Origin of the sequence: Streptomyces sp. AM 4-1-1, assembly GCF_029167625.1 — a bacterium.
GTDB lineage: Bacteria > Actinomycetota > Actinomycetes > Streptomycetales > Streptomycetaceae > Streptomyces.
In genome coordinates, this window is sequence record NZ_CP119145.1 from 6,213,562 (window position 1) to 6,229,151 (window position 15,590).

At 71.8% G+C, this 15,590-nt stretch carries 13 protein-coding genes; 7 read left to right on the top strand and 6 right to left on the bottom strand.

Features of this window, described 5'->3' with window-relative positions; all coding sequences use genetic code 11:
• Window positions 1–327 precede the first annotated feature (327 nt).
• Window positions 328–2,745 carry a M9 family metallopeptidase gene (locus tag PZB75_RS26235; protein WP_275537757.1) on the top strand — a complete coding sequence of 806 codons (2,418 nt, stop codon included), beginning with the start codon at window positions 328–330 and terminating at the stop codon, window positions 2,743–2,745.
• Window positions 2,746–2,825: 80 nt separating this feature from the next.
• Here PZB75_RS26235 and PZB75_RS26240 read toward each other — a convergent pair whose 3' ends face one another.
• Together PZB75_RS26240 and PZB75_RS26245 are read right to left on the bottom strand one after the other, a co-directional pair.
• A complete protein-coding gene (locus PZB75_RS26240) occupies window positions 2,826–3,215 on the bottom strand; it encodes a barstar family protein (RefSeq protein WP_275537758.1) in 390 nt (129 codons plus the stop codon).
• A gap of 39 nt (window positions 3,216–3,254) precedes the next feature.
• Window positions 3,255–3,707: a ribonuclease domain-containing protein gene (locus tag PZB75_RS26245; protein ID WP_275537759.1), complete on the bottom strand. Its 453-nt coding sequence runs from the start codon at window positions 3,705–3,707 to the stop codon at window positions 3,255–3,257.
• A 335-nt stretch (window positions 3,708–4,042) separates the two neighbouring features.
• On the opposite strand from PZB75_RS26245, the gene PZB75_RS26250 reads away from it, so the two are divergent.
• Window positions 4,043–4,405 carry an ATP-binding protein gene (locus PZB75_RS26250; RefSeq protein WP_275538875.1) on the top strand — a complete coding sequence of 121 codons (363 nt, stop codon included), beginning with the start codon at window positions 4,043–4,045 and terminating at the stop codon, window positions 4,403–4,405.
• Window positions 4,406–4,612: 207 nt separating this feature from the next.
• Here PZB75_RS26250 and PZB75_RS26255 read toward each other — a convergent pair whose 3' ends face one another.
• Complete coding sequence (locus PZB75_RS26255; protein ID WP_275537760.1) at window positions 4,613–5,686, bottom strand: DUF2637 domain-containing protein; 1,074 nt, start codon at window positions 5,684–5,686, stop codon at window positions 4,613–4,615.
• A gap of 191 nt (window positions 5,687–5,877) precedes the next feature.
• The gene (locus tag PZB75_RS26260) at window positions 5,878–6,726 is read right to left on the bottom strand and encodes a (2Fe-2S)-binding protein (RefSeq protein WP_275537761.1); all 849 of its coding nucleotides are present in this window, start codon (window positions 6,724–6,726) and stop codon (window positions 5,878–5,880) included.
• Window positions 6,727–6,873: 147 nt separating this feature from the next.
• Between PZB75_RS26260 and PZB75_RS26265 the strand changes: the two genes are divergently transcribed.
• Entirely contained in the window at window positions 6,874–7,629 is a 756-nt protein-coding gene (locus PZB75_RS26265) for a GntR family transcriptional regulator (RefSeq protein ID WP_275537762.1), read from the top strand.
• 215 nt (window positions 7,630–7,844) lie between these two features.
• Entirely contained in the window at window positions 7,845–8,207 is a 363-nt protein-coding gene (locus PZB75_RS26270; protein ID WP_275537763.1) for a hypothetical protein, read from the top strand.
• Between the two features lie 261 nt (window positions 8,208–8,468).
• On the opposite strand, the gene PZB75_RS26275 is transcribed toward PZB75_RS26270, so the two are convergent.
• On the bottom strand, window positions 8,469–9,251 hold the full coding sequence (locus PZB75_RS26275; RefSeq protein ID WP_275537764.1) for a hypothetical protein: 783 nt from the start codon (window positions 9,249–9,251) through the stop codon (window positions 8,469–8,471).
• Window positions 9,252–9,425: 174 nt separating this feature from the next.
• A complete protein-coding gene (locus PZB75_RS26280; protein ID WP_275537765.1) occupies window positions 9,426–11,219 on the bottom strand; it encodes a PucR family transcriptional regulator in 1,794 nt (597 codons plus the stop codon).
• Between the two features lie 311 nt (window positions 11,220–11,530).
• Between PZB75_RS26280 and PZB75_RS26285 the strand changes: the two genes are divergently transcribed.
• Genes PZB75_RS26285 through pucD form a run of 3 tightly spaced genes read left to right on the top strand, consistent with a single transcriptional unit; the run spans window position 11,531 to window position 15,577 of the window.
• Window positions 11,531–12,433 carry an FAD binding domain-containing protein gene (locus PZB75_RS26285; RefSeq protein WP_275537766.1) on the top strand — a complete coding sequence of 301 codons (903 nt, stop codon included), beginning with the start codon at window positions 11,531–11,533 and terminating at the stop codon, window positions 12,431–12,433.
• Complete coding sequence (locus PZB75_RS26290) at window positions 12,424–13,026, top strand: (2Fe-2S)-binding protein (protein WP_275537767.1); 603 nt, start codon at window positions 12,424–12,426, stop codon at window positions 13,024–13,026. The genes PZB75_RS26285 and PZB75_RS26290 overlap by 10 nt, the downstream gene beginning before the upstream one ends.
• Window position 13,027: 1 nt before the next feature.
• Window positions 13,028–15,577, top strand: coding sequence for a xanthine dehydrogenase subunit D (gene pucD, locus PZB75_RS26295; RefSeq protein WP_275537768.1), 2,550 nt, complete (start codon window positions 13,028–13,030; stop codon window positions 15,575–15,577).
• Window positions 15,578–15,590 lie beyond the last annotated feature (13 nt).

Consider the following 15,590-nt stretch of genomic DNA (forward strand, 5'->3'; position numbering starts at 1 on the left):
ATCCCTCCGGCTCCCTCCCCGGTCCCCTGCCCGCTCCCTCTCGGTCCAACTCCCAACGCCGCGCGTGAGTCCGTCCGCAGACAGTTCCCGGAGGGTTCGCGGGGCGGTTCGGAGGGCGTCGGACGCGTCCGGAAGATGTCGCGGAAATGAATGTGGGCCCAGCGTCTTCCAAAGGACATGTGACATGTGCCATTGTACAGCCCGCAGGGAAGCGAGGCGTGTCCATGCCATCGCAGGACGATGGGCAGAGCCAGTCCCACCTCGAATCCCCGCATCCCCCACGGCCGCGCAGCGTCGCGCGGCCACCACACCGCTGGGAGGCGGCACGTGAAGAACCGAACGGTTCGACAAAGATTTACCGGGCTATCAACCGTGGTCCTGGCTGCATGCCTGGGCGTTGGCATGCTCTCCGCACCGAGCCAGGCAGCCCAGCCGGGGCCCGCGACTTCCACCGCGGCGACGGCCAATGCGGCGGCGGGTCTGGCCGGTTCGGCCGGCGCGGCATCGATCAACGCCGACAAGCCGGGCGGCGGCCCCGCGGCACAGTCCCTCGCCGCGCCGGTCGCGGACTCCGACCACGTCGGCAGCAAGGCCCTCAAGCCCGCGGACCGCCCCCCGCTGGCCGCGTCCAAGGACGCGCTCAAGCGGGACTACGACAGTCCGGGCACCACTCCGTCAAGCGACCCGGCGCCCTCGATGAAGTCCAAGGCCCGCGCCATGGCGAAGTCCGCCGGACTCGCCGCCGCGGCCACCTGCAACGTCTCGGACTTCACCAGCCGCACGGGCAGCGCGCTCGTCCAGCAGATCAAGTCGTCGACGACCGACTGCGTCAACACCCTCTTCAGCGTCAAGGGCAGCGACGGCTACTACGCCTTCCGCGAGGCGCAGATGGTCTCCGTCGCCAATGCCATGCGCGACATCTCCGCCGCCTACCCGGGCAACAGCAGCACCGGCATGCCGCAGCTGGTCCTCTACCTCCGGGCCGGTTACTACGTCCAGTACTACGACCCGGGCACGGTCGGCACCTACGGCACCGCGCTGCGCACGGCGATCCAGGGTGGCCTCGACGGCTTCTTCGCCTCCTCGCACTCGTCGGACGTCACCGACGCCAACGGCGAGACCCTGGCCGAGGCCGTCACGCTGATCGACAGCGCCGAGCAGAACGCCCGGTACCTGTACGTCGTCAAGCGGCTGCTCGCGGGCTACAACTCCTCGTACAACAGCTCCCGGAACATGCTCAAAGCGGTCAACAACGTCTACACCGTGACCTTCCGCGGCCACCAGGTTCCGGCGTTCATCAGCGCGATCGAGGCTGATTCCAGCCTGCTCACCTCGCTGTCCAGCTTCGCCTCGAACCACCTGGACCTGCTGGGCACGGACCAGTCGTACCTGACCTCGAACGCGGGCCGTGAGCTCGCCCGCTTCCTCCAGGAAGAATCGCTGCGGCCCAAGGTCAAGCCCCTCGTGGCGGGTCTGCTCGGCAAGAGCTCCATAACCGGCCGCACCGCCCCCCTCTGGGTCGGCCTCGCCGAGATGACCGACTACTACGACAAGGCCAACTGCTCCTACTACGGCACCTGTGACCTTGCGAACCGTCTGAAGTCCGCCGTCCTGCCGGTCAAGTACACCTGCAGCGACAGCATCCGCATCCTGGCCCAGGAGATGTCCACGACGGACCTCGCCGCCAGCTGCACCAGCCTGCGCAACCAGGACGCGTACTTCCACAGCGTCGTCAAGGACAACGGTCCGGTCGCCAACGACAAGAACTCCACCATCGAGGTGGTGGTGTTCGACTCCACCACCGACTACCAGACCTACGCCGGGGCGATCTACGGGATCGACACCAACAACGGTGGCATGTACCTGGAGGGCGACCCCTCCGTGGCGGGCAACCAGCCGCGGTTCATCGCCTACGAGGCCGAGTGGGCGCGCCCGACCTTCCAGATCTGGAACCTCAACCACGAGTACACGCACTACCTCGACGGCCGGTTCGACATGCTCGGTGACTTCGACGCCGGCATCACCACGCCGACGATCTGGTGGATCGAGGGCTTCGCGGAGTACGTCTCCTACACGTACCGCAACGTCACCTACGACGACGCGATCGCCCAGGCCGCGTCGCACACCTACAGCCTGCGGACCCTCTTCGACACCACCTACGACAACGCCGACCAGACCCGGGTCTACAACTGGGGCTACCTGGCCGTGCGTTACATGCTCCAGTCGCACCGCGCGGACGTCGACAAGCTGCTCGGCCTCTACCGCGTCGGTGACTGGAACGGTGCCCGCACCCTGCTCACCTCCACCATCGGCAACCGCTACGACGCCGACTGGAACACCTGGCTGACGGCGTGCGCCGCGGGCGACTGCGGTACGACCACCAACCCGCCCACCGACCCGTCGACCGACCCCAACCCCGAGTGCACCGCCGGTGACGCCCGCCAGCTCGACCAGAACTGCAAGCGCAGCGGGCTGACGGCCACCCAGGGCAACTACTCCTACCTGTACGTCTACGTCCCCGCCGGAACCACCCAGCTGAAGATCACCGCGAGCGGTGGCACGGGTGACGCCGACCTCTACTACAGCACCAGCGGCTGGGCCACCACCAGCGGCTACACCAACCGGGCCACCGGCACCGGCAACAGCCACACCCTGACCATCAAGAACCCGAGGTCGGGTGCCAACTACATCAGCCTCTACGGTGTCAAGGCGTTCGACGGAGTGAGCGTCTCCACCCAGTTCTGATCCCGTCGCCGGCTCCGGCCGGCGCAGCTTCCGCGCGGTCGGTCGGTGGTGCGGTTCAGCCACCGGCCGACCGTGCGGGTTCAGTTCAGCCGGAGTGTGCCGGGCGCGGTCCGTGTCCGGACGATCTCCACCAGCCGGTCGAAGAGGGTCGGTCCCCGACCGGCCAACGCGTCCAGCAACTCCCCTTGCAGGGCGGTCCGGTTGGTGGGATGGGCCCCTTCGAGCAGGCGTCGCAGGTATCGTGCGGTCTCCGCATGACCGAGAGCCCGGACGGACCGCCCGTGATCACGCCACTCGATGGTGAAGTCGCCGTCGGGTGGCGTGCCCATGCCGCCGCCGAGACAGTCGGCGAAGGAGTCCAGACCCCGGCCGAAGTAGCCGCCGGGGCCGTTCACCGCCTCGCCGACCACCTGCCAGAACCGGTCCAGGTCCGTGATCCCGGCGCCTTCGAGCACATACGTCACAGTCATGGGGCGCAGGTTACGGGGTCCGGCGGCCCGCACGCGGACTCAGCAGTCGTGGTCGACGAGGGCGAACGTCTCGTAGTGGTCGGCGGTCCAGTAGTCCTCCTCGGAGCGTTCGCCCGTCACGATGCGCCGGGCCCCGCGGTCCCGGGAACCCGGGGTGATGACCGTGTACTCGTGGTAGTAGCCCGAGTTCTGGCGCGGCAGCACCCGCTCGCGGTTCTGGAAGACGGTGCCGTCCTGCGGGTACGGGAAGGGGCCACCCGCGTCGATGAGGGCGAGGGTGTCGTGCGCCTGGGACGGAAGGGCGGAGTAGCACACGCTGCCGACCGAGGCGAAGCCGGGGCGGGCGTCGGCGCCGGGGGCCGGTGCGGAGGTGGTGAAGGGCGCGGAGACCGGGACGGGTGCGGCGGTCGCGGTGACCGGGCCGCCGACGAAGAGGGCGGACAGGAGGGCGGCGACGCCGCCGAGCGTGGTGAACCGTGGGGAGATTCGCATGAATCTCATGATGACGCGCGTAGATGGCGCAGCGTCAACGCCAACTGACGGAAATTACTCAGACGTTGACTAAATGTGCATCTATGTGTCGCTCAGGTGTACCGGCATGGCGCGGATGTACGTGGCGTGCGTCCCATTGGTGGGGCGGTGTGCGTGAGGGAGTTCCGCCGGGGGCATGCATCCCGGTGGGCGCGTCCTACGGCAAGGCAGACCGATCAACTGTGAGAACGGGGGAGTTGATGGAGCGTCGAGGAGGTGCCGAGTCCGTGCTGGGGGAGAACCCGGGGCGGACGTGGCCGGAGGGTGAGCGTGAACTCGCCACTCTGTGCCTCAGACTGGGGCACACGGAGCTGTCGTCGATATCCGAGGCACGCCGGGCGTTACGGGAGTTCCTGCGTCACCGGTCGACCTCGGAGGCCGCCGAGACCGCGGAACTCCTGCTGAGCGAACTGACCACCAACGCACTGATCCACACCCGGCACGGCGCGATCGTCACGGTGACCCTCGCGAAGGGCCGGCTGCGGGTGGAAGTGCGGGACTTCGTACCCGGCCTGCCGCAGTCGTACGTACCGATCGCCGACGACGGTACGCACGGCAGGGGACTGTTCCTGGTGCGGAGTCTCGCGGACTCCTGGGGGATCGACGCGCAGGCTCTCGGCAAGGTGGTCTGGTTCGAACTGCGCGACGACGGGGCCTGACGCCCCGCCGGGCTCGATGTCCGGTGCGGTGACCACCCGGTGCCTTCGACGGCGCCGGGGTTCCGTCGCCCGCACCGGCGCGGGCGGGTGCTCCGGGCCCCGACCGAAACGTCAGGCGTCGGCCCAGGACCTGAGGTCCTGGGCCGACGCCTGACGGCTTGTCCGATCGTCGGGTTCCGGGCGAGGCCGTACCCGTCAGGAACGGACTCAGCCGAACTGCTGCTCCAGGTCCTTGAGTTTGCGCTCAAGCGAATCGAGCCGGGGCAGCGTCTGGGTGTCGTCCTCCGCCGTGAGGTCGACCGTCGTCAGCTCACCCGCGGACGGGACCGATGCGCTCCTCGGGTCCGCGCCCTGCACGGCCTGGAGGGAGGGCCGCGCGGGCAGTTGTCCCGGCACCACTATGGCAGGCTCCGCGGTGGAGGGTGCGGAGCCGGTCGACGGCGCGATGGCCGGTACGTCCACCTGCCGACCGCCCCGGCCCACCCGCCTCCAGGCGCGGTTCTGCCGGTTGAGTGCCTTGATGTGGGCGCGGTCCAGCTTCTCCTGGTCCCTCCTGCGGAGCCGGTCCTGCTCCTGTGTCCTGCGGTCCTCGCGGACCTCGTCCACCGCCTCGTCCAGGGAGCGGACGCCTTCGAGGAGCATCAGCGACCAGGCCCGGAAGGTCTCCCGGGGTGCCCGCAGCCACCGTACGATCCGGATCTGCGGCAACGGCCTGGGCACCAGGCCCTGTTCGCGCAGCGCGGCCCGGCGGGTCTGCTTCAGCGCGCGGTCGAAGAGCACCGCGGCCGACAGGGACATCCCGGCGAAGAAGTGCGGCGCGCCCGCGTGGTCCATTCCCCGGGGCGCGTGCACCCAGTTGAACCAGGCGGCCGCTCCCGCGAACGTCCACACCAGCAGCCGCGAGCCGAGGGCCGCGTCACCGTGACTGGCCTCGCGCACCGCCAGGACGGAACAGAACATCGCCGCCCCGTCGAGTCCGAACGGGACGAGGTACTCCCAGCCCCCGGAGAGGCCGAGGTTCTGCCGGCCGAAGCCGACGAGCCCGTGGAAGGAGAGTGCGGCGGCGACCGCGGCGCAGCAGAACAGCAGCACGTACGAGGCGCTGGCGTACAGCGCCTCCTTGCGTCTGCGCCGGTCCTCGCTGCGTTCCCAGCTCTCGTCGGCGCCGCTCTTCCCGGCAACGCCTTTGCCGCGTAGGAGCACCGTCACCGCAGCGACGACTCCTACGAGCAGCACGGCGCCCGGAAGCAGCCAGCCGAGCGATATGTCGGTCATTCTCATGCACGGTTCCTTGCGTCGCGTAGGGGGTTTCGGGCGCCCATAATGGCGGAAATCCTCACGCGTCCAGGGTTTTTCGGGTCAAGAGCACGCCATTGGGTCGTCACAGGCGGTGGTTGGCGGGGTCTTCTCGAATTCCCTTACGCGAGAATGGAGTTACGTGCGGATTTTATCACCTGAAATGGTGGTGTGGATCAAGGGCCGACGGAGAGCCTGCGGACCCGGTCGGCGTCACAGGTGCGCGGGCAGGTCACACAGGTGTCCTCGGGGCGCAGGGTGTAGTAGAGGCAGCAGCTGGCCCGGTCCCTGGTCGGCAGCGACTCGCCCCCGGGGCCGGTGAGTTCACGGAAGCCCGCCGTGCCGACGTACGGCTTGGTGGTGCCCGGCAGCAGCTCCTCCAGCTCGGCCATCGCGCGGCGCTCCTCGCCGAGCAGATGGGCGATGTACCAGAGCCCTTCGACGATCTCGTCCGTCGCCATGCCCCACAGGGCCCGCTTCCCGCGCCGCATCCGCGGGCCGAAGCCGTCGAGCACCGGGCCGATGTGCTCGGCTACGGACGTCCGCACCTCGGCCCTCAGCGCGGCCTCGTCGGCCACCACCCGGGCGCCGGGCAGCGCGGCCGCCGGGTCGTCCGGCAGGCAGGCGAACTCCCGCACCCGCACGGCGAGGTGACCGAGCGTGCGCTGGAACGCCACATTCGCGACCGGCACGCGCGGCACCCGGCGGTGCAGGAACCACGGCACGGTCACCAGCAGGCAGGCCGGCCAGACGTAGCGGTGCAGGCCGAAGCTGGCGATCACGTCGGGGCGGGCCGGCCGCCCGTGGTCGCGGACCACCTGCGCGTCGTCCCAGGCCAGGAACCTGTCGAGGGCGGCGCCCCCGGAGGCCAGCTCGTCCGCGCGTACCCAGCCGGGACCGGAGGGGAACGCCTCACCGTCCGTGAGCACCTCGGCCCGCAGTCCGGGGAAGACCTCGGTCAGCCGGGCGTACGCGTCCGTCACGGCGGACTGCGCGGTGCTGGTGGGCAGGGTGGAGAGGGGCATGCGGGGGACCACCGAATCGCGATCGCTTTCAGGTAAGGCTTACCTTACTCGATCAGGACGATGTGTGAACCGGTGTCATCTGCGCCTATCGTGCACGAGGGGCGTGGCGCAGGCGAGTCGGGCCCACGGCAGGCCGAGGAGGTCCGAGTGGAGCAGGGCAGAACGGGCGGGGACGTACGGGCCCCGCACCCGCCCGGTGTGTCCGCGAGCACCCCTTCCACCGTTCGGGTGCCGGAGCAGGCCCGCGGCGACCAGCCTCCCGCCGATCCCCCCGCCCCCCGGGTGGTGCGGCACTCCGTGCGCGGTCAGATCCTGGGCGCCCTGCGCTCCGCCCTGGTCGACGGCGAGCTGGTCCCCGGCCAGGTCTACTCCGCCCCCGCGCTCGGCGCCCGCTTCGGCGTATCGGCGACGCCCGTCCGTGAGGCGATGCAGCAGCTGGCCATCGAGGGCGCGGTCGAGGTCGTGCCGAACCGGGGATTCCGGGTCGCCCGGCGCGGTCCCGGCGAGCTGGCCGAGCTGGCTGAGGTGCGCGCCCTGATCGAGGTCCCCGTCATGCTGCGGCTGGCCCGTACCGTGCCGCCGGCCCGCTGGCGGCGGCTGCGCCCGCTGGCCGACGCCACGGTCTCGGCCGCGGCGGTCGGTGACCGCGCGCGGTACGTCGAGTGCGACCGCGCCTTCCACGGCGCCGTCCTGGAACTCTCCGGCAACCGGCAGCTCGTGACGATCGCCGACGACCTCCACCGGCGCTCGCAGTGGCCCCTGGACGGCGGCCCGGTGACGCGCCGCGCGGACCTCCTCGCCGACGCCTCGGAGCACAGCGCGCTGCTCGACGCGCTGATCGCCCAGGACCTGCCGGTGGTGCAGTCGCTCGTACGGGAACACTTCACGGGCTCGGACGGCTGACATCTCCGTGACCTGCGGCGATAGTGTGTGCCCCTGATTGTTCGAATGTTCTGGGGGCGGGAATGGTGCGAAGCGGGGTCCGGTGGCCCGTGGCCGCGGCGCTGACGGTGGTGCTGGGAGCGGTGGGCTGCTCGGGCGGGGGCGGAGCGGGTCCGGCACCGAGCGTGTCGCCGTCCGGGACCGTGTCCGGCTTTCCGTCGAGTCCCGTCTCCCCGGTGCCGTCGGCCACCGCCGGGTCCCTGTCGCCGTCCGCCGAAGTCTCCCCGCGGACCTCCGCGGACGTCTCTCCCGCTGTCTCCCCGGCCGTCTCGCTTCCCGTGCCGCCGCCCCGCAGGAAGGCACCGCCGAAGTCGCCGGGCACACCGCCCCCGCGCGACAGCGGCCCCCAGGACGCGGGGCGTCGGCCCGCCGAGGGCGGATCGGGCGGCGGGTCCGGCGGCGGGGGCTCCCGGCACATCCCGCAGAACCCCAACCGGGGCCCGCACCCGCCGCCCGCGCCGCCCGCCCCGAAGCCGGTCCCGGAGTGGAGCGACGCGGGCTGGAAGCCGGGCGACCCGGTGGACGTCGACCTGACCTGAGGCACCGGCCCGTGTGTCCGGGACGTCGGCCCGGTGTCCGAGGCTGAGGCACCGAGCCGTGTGTCCGAGGCACCGGTTCCCGTACTGGGATGTCGGCACATGTGTCCGAGGTTCCGGGCCGGTGCCCGAGGCCGAGGCACCGGTTCTCGTACCTGGGACGTCGGCCCGTGTGTTCGAGGCGCCGACCTGGTGCCCGAGGAACCGGTCCGCGTGCCGGTCCCCCTCGTCGCGATCGCGCCGGGGCCGCGGGCCGGCCCCGGTTCAGCTCGCCTCGGCGGTCTCCGGCGCTGGGGGCTCCAGCTGGGGAGCCAGCCAGGACGGGACCCCGCCGAGCAGCCGGAACAGCCGTCCGGCCTCCGCGCGAAGCCGGGCCGCCTCCGGCCCGGTCTCGGTGGCGGCGAGCGCGATGAGCGCCGGAGCGGTACCCACCAGGAACCCCAGTTCCTCCCTGATCCGCAGCGATTCGGCGAAGCCGTGCCTGGCCTCCGCCAGCTCGCCGTCGTTCAGGGCGAGCGAGGCCAGATGGCGCCAGGTGTCGGAGAGCAGCAGTTCGTCGCCCCGGGCCGTGGCACCCGCGTGGGCCCTGCGGTACGCGGCGCGGGCGGCCTGCGGCGAGTCCGCGATGTTCTGCGCGATCAGGCCCCGCCGGAAGTCGAGCAGCGGCCGGCCCGCCGCGCCCGGAGGGAGCAGCGCGGCGGCGCGGCTCAGTGCCACCCGGGCCTCGTCGGCCCGGTCGCGTACCCGCAGAAGCGTCGACGCGTACGCCAGATGGCCGCGCTCACAGGCGGCGCCGCCGCGTTCGGCGTCGTCGTGGGCGAGCGCCTCGGCGGTCCGCAGCGCGTCCTCGGCGTCGGTCCAGCCGTGCCCGGTGTACAGACATCGTTCGGTCAGCAGGGCGGACCGCTGGAGCGCCGTCGCGGGATCGGTGGCGGCGTCCCTTTCGAGCAGTGCGGCGGCGTCCGTCCAGCAGGCGCGTGACCGCAGCCGCCATACCGCTGTCTGGAGCGGCGGATCGTCATCGGCTGTCGTTCCGGAACCAGACATGGCGGTATGCGCCACATTGCCCTCCCCGAGCGCGCCATTGAGCTGTTGAGTCTGCGCGCATCTCAGCACGGAATGGCACGCCGAGCCAAGGGGGCAGGTGAATGAATTCACAATCGGCCCGGTCCCGGGCGGGGTCCGGTGGGCGCGTCGCGCCCCGGTTCACGGGCGCGGGGGTCAGCTCATGCGCAGGGCGAGGAAGAAGTCGAGCTTGTCCTCCAGGCGCGACAGATCGCGGCCCGTCAGCTGCTCGATCCGCCCGACCCGGTAGCGCAGTGTGTTGACGTGGAGGTGCAATCGGGTGGCGCACCGGGTCCAGGAGCCGTCGCAGTCGAGGAACGCCTCCAGCGTGGTGATCAGCTCCGCGCGGTGGCGCCGGTCGTAGTCCCGCAGCGGGTCGAGCAGCCGGGCGGTGAAGGCGCGGCGCACGTCGTCGGGGACGAACGGCAGCAGCAGGACGTGCGACGCCAGCTCGTGGTGTCCGGCGGCGCGGACCCGTCCCGGGCGGGCCGCCGCGACCCGTCGGGCGTGCCGGGCCTCCTCCAGGGCGCCGCGCAGCCCCTCGGCGGAGTGCACGGCGGCGCTGACACCGAGTGTCAGCCGGCCGTCGTCGCCGAGCCCCGCGCCGAGCGGGTCACGGACGGCGGTGAGCAGCGCGTCGGCGTGCAGGGCGCGGTCATGGTCCCCATGGCCGTCCCGGCCCTCGTGGCCACCGTTGGCGGATTCCGCACCGGCCCCGGCCGGCAGCGGGACGAGGGCGATCGCCTCGTCACCCGTCAACGCGACCGCGATCCGGTCACCCGAGTCCGGGCCGGTGGCCTCCGGGCCGGTCAGGATCTCCTCCAGCAGCGCCTGGGCGACCGCGCCGTCCCCGGCCGGGCCGGAGCCGCGCGCGCCCGGTCCGTCCGCTCCGGCGGGGCCCGTACCGCCACCGTCCGCGCCCGGCACCCCCGTACCCCCGTCGGCGGTCCACTCGACCCGGGCCACCACCACCTGCCAGTGCGGTACGGTCCCGACGCCCGGCAGCAGGACGGGCGTGGCCACCCGCAGCCGGGCCGCGATCTCGGCGGGCGGGGCTCCCGCCTGGACGAGTTCGACGACTTCCTGGGCGAGTCTGCGGCGGACCGCGCGGGCCGCGTCGCGGCGGTCCCGTTCGACCGCGATCAGCTGGGTGACGCCCTGGAGCAGATCGAGCCGGGCGGCGGGCCAGTCGCCCGCGTCGGCCTCGACGGCCAGGAGCCAGTCGGACAGCGCCGCGTTCCGGACCTCGCGGGGCTCCTGGGGAGCCGGTACGACGGCTGGGGGAGTGTTCCCGATCGGGAACAGCGAGTACGTCGTACCGTCGACGTCGACCCGGTGCGGGCCCCGGCGGCCGGTCCGGGCCGCGGCCAGGTGTTCGCCCGCTAGCCGGGCGGCCAGCGGCGCGGGCAGCGGTTCCCCGGCCCCCGCGATCCGCCGGCCGGTCGGCGAGAGCACCCAGGCCCGCAGGTCCAGATCGGAGCCGAGGAGGTCCAGCACCACATCGGGACCACCACCCGCGGGGCCGGACGTCATGAGCCTGCGGTGCCGGTCCACGACCGCCGCCAGGTCGTCGGCCCGCTCGCCCGACACCTGGCGCACCACATGCTCGGTGATCGTTGCGAACGCGACGGTCTCATGGACGGCGAAGAGCGGCAGCCGGTGTGCCCGGCACGCCTCCACCAGATCGTCGGGCACCGCGCCCAGCTCCGCCTCGCCCGCCGCGAGGCCGGCGACCCCGGCGCCCGCCAGAATGCGTACGAAGGGCTCCGAGTCCGTCGCGTCCCGCCGCCAGGCCAGCCCGGTGAGGACCAGTTCACCGCCGGAGAGATAGCGGCTCGGATCACGCAGATCGGTGGTCATGACACCGCGGACGTTCCTGTCCAGCTCCTCATCGCCGCCGAGCAGTCGCAGGCCCAGCGCGTCGGTGTCCAGCAGTGCGCGCAGCCGCATGTCGTCGCCGCCGATCTGTGTGGTTGGTACGGAAGATTTGGGTGATGCGGAAGAGGGTGGGTCGGTGCGTGGGAGGGAGGTACGGGAGCGGCCTGTGCGGTGGGGTGAGGCCGCCGGTCCCCGTCATTCGTTCGAATCTACAAGACGAGGAAGGCGACCAGCCAACTCTTCATGGTTTCGGTGACTGCACCGGTCGGAGCACTGCTTGTGTACTGAAGGGCACACCGCGTCAACAGATGGTTGGACAACCGGTCGCGGACGGACCGTCCCCGGCCCCGGCGAACGACCCGTTCGAGGAGAAGAGAGCCGCCATGGACTTCCTTCGTCCCGCCCGCTGGGAGGACGCGCTCGCCGCCAAGGCCGCGCACCCGGCGGCCGTGCCCATCGCGGGCGGCACCGATGTGATGGTCGAGATCAACTTCGACCACCGGCGGCCCGAGTACCTGCTGGACCTCAACCGCGTCGCCGACCTCCAGGAGTGGGAGGTGGGCGAGGAGAACGTACGGCTCGGCGCCTGCGTCCCGTACAGCCGCGTCATGGCGCACCTGCGGGCCGAGCTGCCCGGACTGGCGCTGGCCGCCCACACCGTCGCGTCGCCGCAGATCCGCAACCGGGGCGGTGTCGGCGGCAACCTCGGCACCGCGTCGCCGGCGGGCGACGCCCATCCGGCCCTGCTCGCCGCGGGCGCCGAGGTCGAGGCCGAGTCCGTGCGCGGTACGCGGATGATCCCGATCGACGCCTTCTACACCGGCGTCAAGCGCAATGCCCTCGCCCCCGACGAACTGATCCGGGCCGTCCACATCAAGAAGGCAGCGGGACCGCAGCAGTACTCCAAGGTCGGCACCCGCAACGCCATGGTCATCGCCGTCTGCGCCTTCGGTGTCGCCCTCCACCCCGACACCCGTACGGTCCGCACCGGCATCGGCTCGGCCGCCCCCACCCCCGTCCGGGCGGGGACGGCCGAGGAATTCCTCACCGCCGCGCTGGACGAGGGCGGCCTCTGGGAGAGCCGAGCGGCGCTCACACCGTCCGTAGCCGAGCGGTTCGCCCAGCTCGCCGCGGGCGCGTGCAACCCCATCGACGACGTACGCGGCACGGCGGCCTACCGCAGACACGCCGTCCGGATCATGGCCCGCCGGACCCTCGGCTGGGCCTGGGAGTCGTACCGCGGCGACGACCGCGGCACCGAAGGAGCGGCCTGGTCATGCGCGTGACGTTCACCGTCAACGGACGGCGGCACGAGGCCGACGACGTCTGGGAGGGCGAGTCCCTGCTCCACGTCCTGCGAGAACGGATGGGACTGCCCGGCTCCAAGAACGCCTGCGAGCAGGGCGAATGCGGGTCCTGCACGGTCCGCCTCGACGGCGTGCCGGTCTGCTCCTGCCTGGTGGCGGCGGGACAGGCGGAGGGGCGCGAGATCGTCACCGTGGAAGGGCTCGCGGACCTGGCCGCCCACCGGGCCGCCCGGCGCGCGGCCCGGCACCACGGCACCGGCCACGCCGCCGGGGGTACGGGACCCGACGAGACCGCCCGGCGCCAGGCCCGGCCGGACGGTGGACAGAGCGGCCTCGCGGGTGGTGAACTCGCCCCGATCCAGCAGGCGTTCATCGACGCGGGGGCCGTGCAGTGCGGGTTCTGTACCCCTGGCCTGCTGGTCGCCGCCGACGAACTCCTCGAACGCGAACCGGAGCCGTCCGACGCGGACATCCGCGAGGCACTGTCCGGCAACCTCTGCCGCTGCACCGGCTACGAGAAGATCCTCGACGCGGTCCGTCTCGCGGCGGCCCGCGCGGAAGAGGAGATCTGAGATGCGGTCCACAGACACCCGCGTCGGCGCCTCCGCCGGTGCTCCCGTCACCTCCGCCCCCACCCCCGCCGGGACTTCCGCCGGCACCCCCGCCGGGACTTCCGCCGGCACCCCCGCCGGGACTTCCGCCCGGACCCCCGTCCGCACTTCCGCCGGCATCCCCTCCGTCACTCCCGTCGGTACTTCCCCCGGCACCGACCAGGGTTCCCGCACCAAGGGCGGCATCGGCGAGTCCACGCTCCGCCCCGACGGAATCCTGAAGGTCACCGGAGAGTTCGCGTACTCCTCCGACATGTGGCACGAGGACATGCTCTGGGGTCACACCCTGCGCTCCACCGTCGCGCACGCCGAGATCCTCTCCATCGACATCTCCGAGGCACTGGCGACCCCAGGTGTCCACGCCGTCCTCACCCACGACGACCTGCCGACCGCTGTGAAGAACTACGGCCTGGAGATCCAGGACACCCCGGTACTCGCCCACGGCAAGGTCCGCCATCACGGCGAACCGGTGGCGCTCGTCGCCGCCGACCACCCCGAGACGGCCCGCCGCGCCGCCGCGAAGATCCGCGTCGACTACCGCGAACTGCCGCTCGTCACGGATGAGGCGTCCGCGACCGCCCCCGGTGCCCCGCTGCTCCACGAGGACCGCGACGACCACTTCGCGGACCACGTCCCGCACCCGAACATCGTCCACCGCCAGCCCATCGTCCGCGGCGACGCGGACGCGGCGGCCGCCCGCGCCGATGTGATCGTGACCGGTGAGTACGTCTTCGGCATGCAGGACCAGGCGTTCCTGGGTCCCGAGTCCGGACTCGCCGTGCCCGCGGAGGACGGTGGCGTCGATCTGTACGTCGCCACCCAGTGGCTGCACTCGGACCTCCGTCAGATCGCCCCCGTGCTCGGTCTGCCCGAGGACATGATCCGCATGACGCTGGCGGGTGTCGGCGGCGCGTTCGGCGGTCGCGAGGACCTGTCGATGCAGATCCACGCCTGTCTGCTCGCCCTGCGCACCGGCAGGCCGGTGAAGATCGTCTACAACCGGTTCGAGTCCTTCTTCGGCCATGTCCACCGCCACCCGGCCAAGCTCCGGTACGAGCACGGGGCGACCCGCGACGGCAAGCTCACCCACATGAAGTGCCGCATCGTGCTGGACGGCGGGGCCTACGCGTCCTCCTCACCGGCCGTCGTCGGCAACGCCTCCTCGCTCGGCGCCGGACCGTACGTCATCGACGACGTCGACATCGAAGCCGTCGCGCTCTACACCAACAACCCGCCGTGCGGGGCGATGCGCGGCTTCGGCGCGGTCCAGGCGTGCTTCGCGTACGAGGCCCAGATGGACCGGCTCGCCGCTCGACTCGGCATGGACCCGGTCGAGTTCAGACAGCTCAACGCCATGGAACAGGGCACGCTGCTGCCGACCGGTCAGCGGGTCGACTCACCCGCGCCGGTCGCCGAACTGCTGCGCCGCGTCAAGGCCAGACCGCTGCCGCCCGAACGCCAGTGGGAGAACGCGGGCACCGGCCCGGACGTACGGGCCCTGCCCGGCGGTCTCTCCAACACCACCCACGGCGAAGGGGTCGTACGGGGCGTCGGCTACGCGGTCGGCCTGAAGAACGTCGGCTTCTCCGAGGGCTTCGACGACTACTCCACCGCCAGGGTCCGGATGGAGGTCGTGGGCGGCGAACCCGTCGTGACCGTGTACACCGCGATGGCGGAGGTCGGACAGGGCGGCGTCACCGTGCACGCGCAGATCGCCCGTACCGAACTCGGCGTCGGCCAGGTCACCGTCCACCCCGCCGACACACGGGTCGGCTCCGCCGGTTCGACCTCCGCCTCCCGGCAGACGTACGTCACCGGCGGCGCCGTGAGGCACACCTGCGAGGCCGTCCGGGAGCGGGTCCTGGAGATGGGCCGCCGCAAACTGGGCACCCACCACCCGGCCTGGGCCACCGCCGAACTCCTCCTGGAGGACGGCAAGGTCGTCACCGAGGGCGGTGAAGCGCTGGCCGACCTGGCCGACGTCCTGGAGGACGAGGCGGTCGACATCGAGCGGGAGTGGCGCCCCCGGCGCACGGAGGCGCTCGACCGCCGCACCGGACAGGGCAACGGCCACATCCAGTACTCCTTCGCCGCGCATCGCGCGGTCGTCGAGGTCGACACCGAACTCGGCCTGGTGAAGGTCATCGAACTCGCCTGCGCCCAGGACGTCGGCAAGGCGCTGAACCCGCTGTCGGTCGCCGGCCAGATCCAGGGCGGCACCACACAGGGGCTCGGCATCGCCGTCATGGAGGAGATCGTCGTCGATCCCAGGACCGCGAAGGTGCGCAACCCGTCCTTCACGGACTATCTGATCCCCACCATCCTCGACACCCCGACCATCCCGGTCGATGTGCTCGAACTCGCCGACGAGCACGCCCCGTACGGGCTGCGCGGCATGGGGGAGGCCCCGACCCTGTCCTCGACCCCGGCCGTCCTCGCGGCGATCCGGAACGCGACGGGTCTGGAACTCAACAGGACCCCGGTACGGCCGGAGCACCTGACCGGCACCTGATCCGTACCCGTCC

Bases quoted from the DNA above. Each gene is read 5' to 3' on its own strand.
- pucD (WP_275537768.1), top strand. From the start codon at position 13,028: ATGCGGTCCACAGACACCCGCGTCGGCGCCTCCGCCGGTGCTCCCGTC.
- PZB75_RS26245 (WP_275537759.1), bottom strand. From the start codon at position 3,707: ATGCGAATCTCCCCACGGTTCACCACGCTCGGCGGCGTCGCCGCCCTC.
- PZB75_RS26290 (WP_275537767.1), top strand. From the start codon at position 12,424: ATGCGCGTGACGTTCACCGTCAACGGACGGCGGCACGAGGCCGACGAC.
- PZB75_RS26255 (WP_275537760.1), bottom strand. From the start codon at position 5,686: ATGAGAATGACCGACATATCGCTCGGCTGGCTGCTTCCGGGCGCCGTG.
- PZB75_RS26240 (WP_275537758.1), bottom strand. From the start codon at position 3,215: ATGACTGTGACGTATGTGCTCGAAGGCGCCGGGATCACGGACCTGGAC.
- PZB75_RS26260 (WP_275537761.1), bottom strand. From the start codon at position 6,726: ATGCCCCTCTCCACCCTGCCCACCAGCACCGCGCAGTCCGCCGTGACG.
- PZB75_RS26285 (WP_275537766.1), top strand. From the start codon at position 11,531: ATGGACTTCCTTCGTCCCGCCCGCTGGGAGGACGCGCTCGCCGCCAAG.
- PZB75_RS26275 (WP_275537764.1), bottom strand. From the start codon at position 9,251: ATGTCTGGTTCCGGAACGACAGCCGATGACGATCCGCCGCTCCAGACA.
- PZB75_RS26280 (WP_275537765.1), bottom strand. From the start codon at position 11,219: ATGCGGCTGCGCGCACTGCTGGACACCGACGCGCTGGGCCTGCGACTG.